The 11,850-nt window shown below is 68.9% G+C and carries 11 protein-coding genes and 2 tRNA genes; 7 read left to right on the forward strand and 6 right to left on the reverse strand.

The features are described from left to right. Positions 1–13 precede the first annotated feature (13 nt). The 7 genes from QQA12_RS07310 to QQA12_RS07340 all read left to right on the forward strand — a co-directional run bounded on the left by QQA12_RS07310 (position 14) and on the right by QQA12_RS07340 (position 7,056). The gene (locus QQA12_RS07310; RefSeq protein WP_054665067.1) at positions 14–1,330 is read left to right on the forward strand and encodes an acetylglutamate kinase; all 1,317 of its coding nucleotides are present in this window, start codon (positions 14–16) and stop codon (positions 1,328–1,330) included. A 4-nt stretch (positions 1,331–1,334) separates the two neighbouring features. Next, positions 1,335–1,946: a GNAT family protein gene (locus tag QQA12_RS07315; protein ID WP_056932600.1), complete on the forward strand. Its 612-nt coding sequence runs from the start codon at positions 1,335–1,337 to the stop codon at positions 1,944–1,946. After that, a complete protein-coding gene (gene argC, locus QQA12_RS07320) occupies positions 1,943–2,896 on the forward strand; it encodes an N-acetyl-gamma-glutamyl-phosphate reductase (RefSeq protein WP_226050337.1) in 954 nt (317 codons plus the stop codon). Before QQA12_RS07315 ends, argC begins: the two co-directional genes overlap by 4 nt. A gap of 31 nt (positions 2,897–2,927) precedes the next feature. Further along, on the forward strand, positions 2,928–4,220 hold the full coding sequence (gene argH / locus QQA12_RS07325; RefSeq protein WP_054665077.1) for an argininosuccinate lyase: 1,293 nt from the start codon (positions 2,928–2,930) through the stop codon (positions 4,218–4,220). Between the two features lie 137 nt (positions 4,221–4,357). Next, positions 4,358–4,597, forward strand: a complete 240-nt coding sequence (locus tag QQA12_RS07330) for a YciI family protein (RefSeq protein WP_056932613.1) — start codon at positions 4,358–4,360, stop codon at positions 4,595–4,597. Positions 4,598–4,601: 4 nt separating this feature from the next. Further along, entirely contained in the window at positions 4,602–5,753 is a 1,152-nt protein-coding gene (gene proB / locus QQA12_RS07335; protein ID WP_226050338.1) for a glutamate 5-kinase, read from the forward strand. A 55-nt stretch (positions 5,754–5,808) separates the two neighbouring features. After that, entirely contained in the window at positions 5,809–7,056 is a 1,248-nt protein-coding gene (locus tag QQA12_RS07340; RefSeq protein ID WP_226050339.1) for a glutamate-5-semialdehyde dehydrogenase, read from the forward strand. A 52-nt stretch (positions 7,057–7,108) separates the two neighbouring features. Here QQA12_RS07340 and QQA12_RS07345 read toward each other — a convergent pair whose 3' ends face one another. From QQA12_RS07345 to QQA12_RS07370, 6 genes are all read right to left on the reverse strand, one after another. Next, positions 7,109–8,323 (reverse strand): MFS transporter, encoded by a 1,215-nt coding sequence (locus tag QQA12_RS07345; protein ID WP_182334258.1) that lies wholly within the window; start codon positions 8,321–8,323, stop codon positions 7,109–7,111. 157 nt (positions 8,324–8,480) lie between these two features. Continuing rightward, positions 8,481–8,557, reverse strand: a tRNA-Pro gene (locus tag QQA12_RS07350). Between the two features lie 152 nt (positions 8,558–8,709). Beyond that, positions 8,710–8,786, reverse strand: a tRNA-Pro gene (locus QQA12_RS07355). A 60-nt stretch (positions 8,787–8,846) separates the two neighbouring features. Further along, on the reverse strand, positions 8,847–8,957 hold the full coding sequence (gene cydX / locus QQA12_RS07360) for a cytochrome bd-I oxidase subunit CydX (protein WP_054665088.1): 111 nt from the start codon (positions 8,955–8,957) through the stop codon (positions 8,847–8,849). Positions 8,958–8,982: 25 nt separating this feature from the next. Next, positions 8,983–10,134: a cytochrome d ubiquinol oxidase subunit II gene (gene cydB / locus QQA12_RS07365; RefSeq protein WP_226050340.1), complete on the reverse strand. Its 1,152-nt coding sequence runs from the start codon at positions 10,132–10,134 to the stop codon at positions 8,983–8,985. Positions 10,135–10,149: 15 nt separating this feature from the next. Further along, positions 10,150–11,718: a cytochrome ubiquinol oxidase subunit I gene (locus QQA12_RS07370; RefSeq protein WP_054665093.1), complete on the reverse strand. Its 1,569-nt coding sequence runs from the start codon at positions 11,716–11,718 to the stop codon at positions 10,150–10,152. Between the last annotated feature and the right edge of the window lie 132 nt (positions 11,719–11,850).

The following is an 11,850-nucleotide window of genomic DNA, read 5'->3' on the forward strand; positions in this document are numbered from 1 at the left end:
CGAACTGCCCACCATGCAACCCCACCGCCAGACCCGCCAGACCATCGTGCGCCTGCTTTCGAGCATGGCCAGCGCGAAGGAAATCAGCCAGTACCTCAAGCGCTTCTCGCAGCTGGACGCCAAGCGCTTCGCCGTGGTCAAGGTCGGCGGCGCGGTATTGCGCGACGACCTGGAGGCGCTGACGTCGTCACTGTCGTTCCTGCAGGAAGTCGGGCTGACCCCGATCGTGCTGCACGGCGCCGGCCCGCAGCTGGATGCCGAGCTGTCGGCCGCCGGCATCGAGAAGCGCACCGTCAACGGGCTGCGCGTGACCACCCCCGAAGCGCTGGCGATCGTGCGCAAGGTGTTCCAGCAGTCCAACCTGCAGCTGGTCGAGGCGCTGCAGCAGAACGGCGCCCGCGCCACCTCCATCACCGGCGGCGTGTTCGAGGCCGAGTACCTGGACCGCGATACCTACGGGCTGGTCGGCGAAGTGAAGCGGGTCAACCTGGCGCCGATCGAGGCCAGCCTGCGCGCCGGTTCGATCCCGGTCATCACCTCGCTGGGCGAGACCCCGAGCGGGCAGATCCTCAACGTCAACGCCGACTTCGCCGCCAACGAGCTGGTGCAGGAGCTGCAGCCGTACAAGATCATCTTCCTCACCGGCACCGGCGGCCTGCTCGATGCCGATGGCAGGCTGATCGATTCGATCAACCTGTCCACCGAGTACGAACACCTGATCCAGCAGCCGTGGCTGCACGGTGGCATGAAGGTCAAGATCGAACAGATCAAGGACCTGCTGGACAAGCTGCCGGAGGAATCCTCGGTATCGATCACGCGCCCGGCCGACCTGGCCAAGGAGCTGTTCACCCACAAGGGCTCGGGCACCCTGGTCCGCCGCGGCGAGAAGGTGCTCAGGGCGACGTCGTGGGAGCAGCTGGACACCGCGCGGCTGAAGGCGCTGATCGAATCCAGCTTCGGCCGCCAGCTGGTGCCGGATTACTTCGAGAAGACGAAGCTGCTGCGCGCCTACGTCAGCGAGCATTACCGCACCGCGGTGATCCTCACCGACGAGGCGGAAGGCGTGTACCTGGACAAGTTCGCGGTGCTCGACGACGCGCAGGGCGAAGGCCTGGGGCGCGCGGTGTGGAACGTGATGCAGGAGGAAACCCCGCAGCTGTTCTGGCGCTCGCGCAACGGCAACCCGGTCAATCATTTCTATTACGCCGAGTCCGACGGCTGCTACAAGCTCGACCACTGGAAGGTGTTCTGGTTCGGCGCCAGCGACTTCGACCGCATCCGTGGCTTCGTCGAGCATTGCGCGCGGCGCAAGCCCAGCCTGCAGGGATGACGTCATGACCCGGTCCGCGGCCGACGCCTGCTGGAGCACTGTGCCGGAGCTGCGCGGCACCCATGTCGCGCTCGAACCGCTGTCCATGGCGCATGTGCCGGCGTTGCGCCGGGCGCTGGGCGAGGGCGAGCTGTCGCGCCTGTGGTACGCCAACGTGCCGGCGCCGGATGCGGTGGAGCGTTACGTGGTGGCGGCACTGGAGGCGCAGGCGCAGGGCAGCGCGCTGCCGTTCGTGGTTGCCGACAGTGCCGGCGAGGTCGTCGGCTGCACCCGCTACTACGCGCTCGATGCCGGCGTGCCGCGGCTGAACATCGGCTACACCTGGTACCAGCGGCGGGTGCAGCGCACCGGCCTCAACACCGAGGCCAAGCTGCTGTTGCTGCGCCACGCCTTCGAGGCGATGGGCTGCATCGGCGTCGGCTTCGAGACCAGCTGGTTCAACCAGGCTTCGCGCGCGGCCATCGCCCGGCTCGGCGCCCGGCAGGACGGGGTGCTGCGCAACCACCGGCGCCACGCCGACGGCACGCCGCGCGATACCGTGGTTTTTTCCATCATCGACAGCGAATGGCCGGCGGTGCGCCGCCATCTGCAGTCACTACTGGATTCGCATTCATGACCGACAGGAAATTCTCGCTGGGCATCGTCGGTGCCCGCGGCCATACCGGCGCCGAGCTGATCCGGCTGATTGCCGCGCACCCGCGGATCGAGCTGGCCTTCGTGTCCTCGCGCGAACTGGACGGGCAGCCCGTGGCCGACCACAACGCCGGCTACAGCGGCCCGCTGCGCTATGAGAGCCTCGATCCGCAGGCGGTGGCCGCCAAGGGCGCCGACGCGGTGATCCTGGCCCTGCCCAACGGCAAGGCCGAGCCCTTCGTAGCTGCGCTGGACGCCAGCCGGCCCGAGACCGTGATCGTCGACCTGTCCGCCGACTACCGCTTCGACAACGGCTGGTACTACGGCCTGCCGGAGCTTACCCGCAACGATTACGCCGGCCAGAAGCGCATCAGCAACCCGGGGTGCTACGCTACCGCAATGCAGCTGGCGATCACGCCGCTGCTGTCGCAGCTGGCCGGGCCGCCGGCCTGTTTCGGCGTGTCGGGTTATTCCGGCGCCGGTACCGCGCCGTCGGACAAGAACAACACCGTGCTGCTGCGCGACAACCTGATGCCGTACGCGCTGGCCAACCACGTGCACGAGCGTGAGGTGTCCACCCGGCTCGGCGTGCCGGTGGAGTTCATGCCGCACGTCGCCCCGCACTTCCGCGGCATCACCATGACCGTCAACCTGTGGCTGCAGCAGCCGCTCACCCGCGAGCAGGTGGTGGCGCTGTACACGCGGTGCTACGCCGGCGAGGCGCTGGTGGAGGTGGTGGACGATGCGCCGTGGGTCAGCCGCATCGCCGGCCGCCATGGCGTGCAGATCGGCGGCTTCACCCTGGCCCCGGGCAACAAGCGCGTGGTGGTGGTGGCGACCCTGGACAACCTGCTCAAGGGCGCGGCGGCGCAGGCACTGCAGAACCTCAACCTCGCGCTGGGCCTGCCCGAGCTGACCGCGATCCCGCATTGACCCGCCCCAAGCCCATTCCGAGAGACTTCCGATGACCAACCTGTTGTGGCAGAAACCCGGCGTCGCGGTGGACGCGAAGATCCAGGCCTTCCTCGCCGGCGACGACGTGATCCTGGACCGCGAGTTCTTCCTGCACGACATCCAGGCCAGTACCGCGCATGCCGAGGGCCTGCAGCACATCGGCATCCTGTCGGCCGGAGAGCTGGCCGCGCTCAAGCGCGAACTGGCGCTGCTGGCCGATGATTTCCGCAGCGGTGCGTTCGTGCTGGACGAGCAGTACGAGGATTGCCATTCGGCGATCGAGGCGCGCCTGACCGAGCGCCTGGGCGATGCCGGCCGCAAGATCCATACCGGCCGCAGCCGCAACGACCAGATCCTGGTCGCCACCCGCCTGTGGCTGAAGGAGAAGCTGGCACGCCTGGCCGCGCTCAGCCGCGAGGTGGCGAAGGTGGCGCTGGACCGCGCCGTCGCCGAACAGCGGCAGCCGCTGCCCGGTTACACCCATATCCAGCGCGCCGTGGTGTCCTCGGCCGGGATGTGGTGGGCGGGCTGGGCCGAGGCCTTCATCGACAACGCGGTACGCGCCGCCGATACGCGCCGGCTGATCGACTGCAACCCGCTGGGCACGGCCGCCGGCTACGGCGTCAACCTGCCGCTGGACCGCGAACACACCACGCGTGCGCTGGAGTTCGCGCGCATGCAGATCAGCCCGCTCTATGCACAGCTCTCGCGCGGCAAGTTCGAACTGGCCGCGCTGGAGGCGCTGGGCGGGGCCACGCTGGACCTGCGCCGCATCGCCTGGGACCTGTCGCTGTTCACCACCGGCGAGTTCGCCTTCGTGGCGCTGCCGGCGCAGTACACCACCGGCAGTTCGATCATGCCCAACAAGCGCAACCCGGACGTGATCGAACTGATGCGCGCCACCCATGCCAGCGTGGCCGCCGCGCGTACCGAGATCGAGCAGCTGCTGTCGCTGCCGTCGGGCTACCACCGCGACCTGCAGGCGTCCAAGGGCGCGATCTTCCATGGCTTCGGCCGCGGCCTGTCGGCGCTGGAACTGCTGCCGGCGCTGCTGTCCAACCTGGACTGGCGCGACGACAACATCCGCGCCGCCATCGATTCGGGCATGTACGCCACCGACGTGGCGGTCGAGGCGGCGGTGGCCGGCGTACCGTTCCGCGAAGCCTACAAGGCGGCCGCCGCGGCGGCGGACACGGCCGGGCAGGGGCGCACGCCGGAAGGCAGCCTCGCCGCGCGCGTGTCGCCGGGTGCGGCGGCCGACCTGCGGCTGGACGAACTGCAGGCCCGCTGGGCCGCCCTGTAGGTTCATGCGGCGCACGCGCCGCGCGGAGCACGCCGGTTGGTTGGAAACGAAAGCATCGTCCACATCCGCCGCGCGGCAGTGCAACATGCGTGGCGGTACTTCCCGCCCTGGAGCACGACGTGAAGCTGTACCTGGTGATGGCCATGCGCAGGCCGGCGTTCGACGCGAGCGTGATCGAACCGCACAAGGCTTTCCTCGATGCGTTGCGCGCGCAGGGGCGGCTGTACCTGACCGGCGGCTTCGGCGACGGCAGCGGCGGCGCCTACGTGCTGTGCAACGTCGACGACCTGGCGCAGGCACGCGCCATCGTCGCCACCGATCCACTGGTCCTGCAGGACTGCTCGGACCTGACCGTCCACGAATGGAACACGCGTTGAGCCCATGAACGACACCGCGCCTTCGCCCTTCGCCGAGCAGGCGCTGCCACCGTGGCGGCGGGCGGTGCTCAAGGTCGGCAGCAGCCTGCTGGCCGCCGATGGCGGCGGCCTGACCCCGCGCTTCGCACTGGGGCTGGCGCAGTTCGTCTCGGCCAACCTGCTGGCCGGCCGCGAGGTGGTGATCGTCTCCTCCGGCGCGGTGGCCGCCGGGCGCGCCATCGTGCCGAAGGCGGCCGAGGCCAGCGCGACGATGGCCGCGCGGCAGGCGCTTGCCGCGCTCGGCCAGGCGCAGCTGATCGCCCTGTGGCAACGCTTCTTCGAGTGCCCGGTGGCGCAGGTGCTGCTCACCCACGACGACCTGCGCAACCGCCGCCGCTACCTCAACGCGCGCGCCACGCTCAACGAGCTGCTGGCACTGGGCGCCTTGCCGGTGGTCAACGAGAACGACACCGTTTCGGTGGATGAGCTGAAGCTGGGCGACAACGACAACCTGGCGGCCATCGTCGCCGCGCTGGTCGATGCCGACGCGCTGTTCATCGCCACCGACATCGACGGGCTGTACACCGCCGATCCACGCCGCGACCCGCAGGCGCGGCCGGTCGACGAGGTCGTCGAGCTGACCGCCGCGGTGATGGCGATGGCCGGCGGCAGCGGCAGCGCGGTCGGCACCGGCGGCATGCATACCAAGCTGCAGGCCGCGGCCAAGGCCGGTGCCGCCGGCATCGATACCTTCCTGTTCAATGGACGCAGTGGCGAGGTGGTGCGTGGCCTGGCGCAGGGGCGCCTGCGCGGTACCCGGCTGCACGCCGGGCGTTCGCGCATCGCCGCGCGCAAGTACTGGCTGCGGCATGCGCCGGTCGAGCCGGGGGCAATCCTGGTCGACGCGGGCGCGGCGCGGGCGCTGCGCGAGAAGGGTGCTTCGCTGCTGCCCGGTGGCGTGGTCGATGCGCTGGGCGAGTTCCGCCGCGGCGACATGATCGAGGTACGGGTGGACGGCGAGGGCGGGCAAGCCTGCGTGGCGCGCGGCATCAGCCAGTACTCGGCGGTGGACGTGCGCCGCATCGGCCGCCGCCACACCCGCGAGATCCAGGCCATCCTCGGCTACACCTATGGCGACAACGTGATCCACCGCGACGACCTGGTGCTGCTGCCGTGACCGCCCCGGCGCACGACAGCCACGACCGGTCAGCATATTCCCGGGAGCTGTACGCATGACCGACATCAAGACCCTTGCCGGGCAGTGCCGCGACGCCTCGCAGGTGCTGGCGCGCCTTTCCGGCGATGCACGGCGCGGACTGCTGGCATCGATGGCCGATGCGCTCGACGCCGATGCCGGCGCCATCCTGGCTGCCAACGAACGCGACCTGCAGGCCGCGCGCGACAAGGGCGTGGGCGCGGCGATGCTCGATCGCCTGGCCCTGGACCGGCAGCGCCTGGCCGGCGTGGCCAACGCCCTGCGCGAGGTTGCCGCGCTGCCGGACCCGGTAGGCCAGGTGACCCGCGACGACACGCGGCCCAATGGCATCCGCGTGCAGAAGGTACGCGTGCCGCTGGGGGTGATCGCGATGATCTACGAGGCGCGCCCGAACGTCACCGCCGACGCCGCGGCGCTGTGCATCAAGGCCGGCAACGGCGTGATCCTGCGCGGCGGCTCGGAGGCGATCCATTCCAATACCGCGATCGCCGCCGCGCTCAAGCGCGCCCTGCGCCAGGCTGGCGTACCCGATGCCGCGCTGACCCTGGTGGAGGACCTGCGCCGAGAGACCATGCTGGAGCTGCTGCAGCTCAACGACATCGTCGACCTGGCGATCCCGCGCGGTGGCGAGGGCCTGATCCGCTTCGTCGCCGAGCATGCGCGGGTACCGGTGATCAAGCACTACAAGGGCGTGTGCCACCTGTACGTGGACGACAGCGCCGACCTGCAGCTGGCGCTGGGCCTGCTGCTGGACGGCAAGGTGTCGCGCCCGGCGGCCTGCAATTCGCTGGAGACCCTGCTGGTGCATGCCGACATCGCGCCGCGCTTCCTGCCGCTGGCTGCCGACGCGCTGCGCGCACGCGGGGTCGAGCTGCGCGGCGATGCCGCCACCCGGGCGCTGGTCGCCGGCGTGGCGCCGGCGGACGAGGCCGACTACGCCGCCGAATACCTGGACCTGATCCTGGCGGTGCGGGTGGTCGATTCGCTGGATGCGGCGATCGCCCATATCCGCCGCCATACCTCCGACCACACCGAAGTCATCGCCACCGCCGATCCGGCCCATGCCGACGCCTTCGTGCACGCGCTGCGCTCGGCGGTGGTGATGGTCAACGCCTCCTCGCGCTTCTCCGATGGTGGCGAACTGGGCCTGGGCGCGGAGATCGGCATCTCCACCACGCGCCTGCACGCCTACGGCCCGATGGGGCTGGAAGCACTTACCGTGGAGCGCTTCGTGGTGCGCGGCGAAGGCCAGGTCCGCTCGTAACCGCGCGGCCCAGCGTTGGCCGCCGCGCAGCGCGCACCCGGGCGCGGCGTGCTCACGCCCAGTGGTCTTCGAGCTGCTGTGGCTTGCAGGCGAACCATGCCGCGACCAGCAGCACCAGCGAGCACAGCATCAGGAAGGCGAACGATCCTGCCCAGCCGCCGCTGAGGCCATGCAGCCAGCCGAACAGCAGCGGGCCGAGGCTGGCCAGGCTGTAGCCCACGCCCTGCATGAAACCGGACAGTGCGGCCGAGCCGGCGGGGGTGCGGGTGCGCAGGTTGATCAGGGTCAGCCCCAGCGGGAACGTCGACGGCCCCAGGCCGGCGATCACAACCCACAGCCACGGCGCCTGCATCGGCGCCCACAGCAGGCCGGCGAAAGCGACGGCATTGAGCCCGACCACCAGCATCGCGATCGGAAACGGGTTGCGCATGCGTACCGCCAATGCCGGCACCAGCAGCGACGGCAGCAGGCCGATGGCCGAGTACAGCGCGACCATGACGCCGCCGAAGGCTTCGCTCGCGCCAGCCTCGACCATGACCTTGGGCAGCCAGGTGAACAGCGAATAGGTGCCCAGCGAGGTCATGCCGAACATCAGCGCCATGCCCCAGCCCAGCGAGGTCTTCCACACCCGCCCGGGCGCGTGCGCCACGGCGGTGTCCGCCGCGTGCCGGGGCCGCGGCGTGCGCCGGGCCAGCAGCACCCACGGCAGCAGCGCGGCCAGCGACAGCAGCGACCACATGCCCAGCGAGACGCGCCAGTCGAAACGGTCGGCCACCGGCACCGCCAGCAGCGCCGGGACCATCGTGCCGGCCTGCAGCACGGTGATGTAGAGCGTGCTCAGCGTGCCGACGCGGTCGGCGAAGTAGCGCTTGACCAGCGGCGGCACCACCACGTTGCCGATGCCCATGCCGGCCAGTGCCACCGCCGAGCCCGCCAGCAACATGCCGACGCTGCCGGCGCTGGCGCGCAGCAGCAGGCCGGCGGTGGCGAGCAGCATGGTCAGTACCGCGGTGCGTTCCAGCCCGATCCAGCGGATCAGGCGCGGGGTGCCCAGCGCGAACACGGCGAACGCGGCGGTAGGCATCATGCCGAGCACGCCGGTCATGGTGCTGCCGAAGTCGAACAGGTGGCCGAGCCGGTCCAGCAGCGGTGTCAGCGAAGTGACCGCGCTGCGCAGGTTGGCCGAGACCAGGATGATGGCGGCGAAGGCCAGCAGGCGGCCCTTGAGCAGCGAAGCCCGTGGTGCCGTGGACGCGGAATTGGACATTGCGTGGCTCCGGCGCGGACGACGCGCGACCGCGCAGTCCGCGGAATAACGAAAGGAACCGCCGGGAGCGGTTCCTGGCATCGCCCGTCGATGGCCCGGCGGGTTCGACATGGTGGCGAAAAAACAAAAGCCGGCACAAGGCCGGCTTTTGTCGAACTGGTCGGGGAGACAGGATTCGAACCTGCGACCTCTACGTCCCGAACGTAGCGCTCTACCAGACTGAGCTACACCCCGAAGGAGCCGCCTATGATAACGGCGAGGGGGGGACCGTGCAACTGTTTTCAGTGTCCATCCGGGCCATCGCGCGCGGCCGCCGGCATCGGCGCGTGCAGTACGAAAAAGCCCGGCCGACGTTGCCGTCGGCCGGGCTTGCGTGTTTCGACCCTTGGTCGGGGAGACAGGATTCGAACCTGCGACCTCTACGTCCCGAACGTAGCGCTCTACCAGACTGAGCTACACCCCGCGAAGGAGGCGGAAAGATACTCCCCGGCACGCATTCTTGCAATACCGCGGGCGTGTTTTCCTATCGTTTCGCTTCGGTCCTGCGCTGCTCGCGCGCCTCGAACCACATGCCGTTGAGGATGGCGGCGGTGGAGGCCAGGCCGACGCCGAGAATCCAGGCGAAATACCACATGGGGAAACTCCTTGGTGTGTCGTTGTCAGTAGGCGTTGGGGTTTTCGCCCATTTCCTGCAGCGTCGTCTTGCCCTTGAGCACGCGGTACACCCAGATGGTGTAGGCGATGACGATGGGCAGCAGCAGCACGGTGGCCAGCAGCATGATCCACAGGGTCAGATGGCTGGACGAGGCGTCCCAGGCGACCAGGCTGGAGCCGGGCTGGCTGGAGGACGGCAGCAGGAACGGGAAGGCCGCGAAGCCCACGGTGAGGATGATGCCGGCGATCGACGCGCCCGATGCGATGAACGCAAGTCCACCGCGACGCCTGCGCAGCAGCACCGCCGCGGCGAGCGCGCCGAGCAGGCCGGTCGCCGGTGCAAGCAGCGTGGCCGGCATGGTGGAGTAGTTGTGCAGCCAGCCACCGGCGGCGGTGATCGCCACGCTCTTGAGCAGCGGGTTGCTGGCGCCGTCGGTCACCACCTGCGAGGTGATCGCATAGCCGGGCAGGCCCAGCGCCACCCACGCGCCGCCGGCGGCGAACAGCACGAAGCTGATCAGCGCGGCGATGCTGCCCAGGCGTGCCGAGCGCTCGGCCACCGGACCGTCGGTCTTGAGCACCAGCATGGACGCGCCATGGGCGACCAGCATGGCCACGCTGAGCAGGCCGGCCAGCAGCGCGAACGGCGTGAGCAGGCCGAAGAAGCTGCCGGTGTAGAACACGCGCTGGGTGTCGTCGAAGTGGAACGGCACGCCGAGCAGCACGTTGCCCACGGCCACGCCCATGATCAGCGCCGGCACGAAGCCGCCGACGAACAGCGCGCGGTCCCAGTTGTCGCGCCAGGCCTGGCTCTGCAGCTTGCCACGGTACTTGAACCCGACCGGGCGCAGGATCAGCGCGAACAGGATCACGAACATGGCCAGGTAGAAGCCGGAGAAGCTGACCGCGTACAGCGGCGGCCACGCGGCGAAGATCGCGCCGCCGCCCAGGACCAGCCATACCTGGTTGCCTTCCCATACCGGGCCGACGGTGTTGATCACCAGGCGGCGTTCCTCGTCGGTCCTGGCCACGAACGGCAGCAGCGTGCCCACGCCCAGGTCGAAACCGTCCATCACCGCGAAACCGACCAGCAGCACGCCCAGCAGCAGCCACCAGATCACGCGCAGCGTGGTGTAGTCCAGAAAAATGAAATCCATGAGTGTGCTCCTGCCTCAGGCCTGGCCGGTGGCATGGTGGGAAACGGACGGCTGCGGCGCGGCCAGGGCGTCGCCCGGGCCCTTGCGGATGGCCTTCAGCATCAGCTTGATCTCGATGATCATCAGTACCGTGTACAGGGCCACGAACCCGGCCAGGGTCAGCACGATCTGGTGCAGGGCCAGGCCGGAGGCGGCGTAGAAGGTGGGCAGTACGCCTTCCACCGCCCACGGCTGCCGCCCGTACTCGGCGATGAACCAGCCGCACTCGATTGCGATCCAGGGCGCCGGCAGCGTCCACAGCGCGATCTTCAGGAACGTGCGCTTGTCCTGGAAGTTGTGGCGGCAGGAGTAGTAGAACGCCACCGCGAAGAAAGCGATCAGGTAGAAGCCCAGGCCGGCCATCACCCGGAACGTCCAGAACAGCGGCAGTACCCGCGGCACCGTGTCCATGGCCGCCTGCGAGATCTCCTGCGGGGTGGCGTTGAGGATGTCGTCGCGGTAGCGCTTGAGCAGCAGGCCATGGCCCAGGTCCTGCCAGTGGCGGTCGAACATTTCCCGCGCCTCGAGGTCGTTCTTGTTGGCACGGATGCGCTCGAGCGCGCCGTAGGCCAGCTGGCCGCCGCGGATGCGGTGCTCGGCCCGCTCGACCAGCTCCAGGATGCCGGGGATCGGCTGGTCCAGCGAGCGGGTCGCGATCAGGCCCATCAGGTACGGGATCTTGACCGCGTAGTCGTTCTGGTGGGTCTGCTGGTTGGGGATGCCGAAGGCGGTGAAGTCCGCCGGGGCACGCTCGGTCTCCCACATCGCCTCGATCGCGGCCAGCTTCATCTTCTGGTGCTCGTTGGCGGCGTAGCCGCTCTCGTCGCCGAGCACCACCACCGACAGCGAGGACAGCAGGCCGAACGCGGCGGCCACCGCGAACGAGCGGCGGGCGACGTCGTGGTGGCGGTTGCGCAGCAGGTAGAAGGCGCTGATCGACATCACGAACACCGCGCCGGTGACATAGCCGGCCGACACCGTGTGCACGAACTTGGCCTGTGCCACCGGATTGAACAGCACGGCCATGAAGTCAACGACTTCCATGCGCATGGTTTCCGGGTTGAACACCGCGCCCACCGGGTTCTGCATCCAGCCGTTGGCGATCAGGATCCACAGCGCCGACAGGTTGGTGCCCAGCGCCATCAGCCAGGTCACGGTCAGGTGCTGGACCTTGCTCAACCGGCCCCAGCCGAAGAAGAACAGGCCGATGAAGGTGGCTTCCAGGAAGAACGCCATCAGGCCTTCGATCGCCAGCGGTGCACCGAAGATGTCGCCGACGTAATGGCTGTAGTAGGACCAGTTCATGCCGAACTGGAACTCCATCACGATGCCGGTGCCCACGCCCATGGCGAAGTTGATGCCGAACAGCACGCCCCAGAACAGCGTCATCCGGCGCCAGACGTCCTTGCCGGTCATGACGTAGACGCTTTCCATGATCGCGATAAGGAACGAGAGCCCCAGCGTGAGCGGGACGAAGAGGAAGTGGTACATCGCGGTGAGCGCGAACTGCAGCCGCGACAGTTCTACGACGGTCGGATCGATCATGGCCTGGCTACCTTGCGGATTGCGTGCATCATGGCGGAGTGAAGGGGGGGAGTGCCGTGAATTTTCAATAATGAATGGTGATCCCGCCCTTGACCTGGATCAATGCGACATGGCGTCGCAGCAGTGAACGTG

Origin of the sequence: Stenotrophomonas sp. 17(2023) (genome assembly GCF_030345315.1) — a bacterium.
Lineage (GTDB): Bacteria > Pseudomonadota > Gammaproteobacteria > Xanthomonadales > Xanthomonadaceae > Stenotrophomonas > Stenotrophomonas acidaminiphila.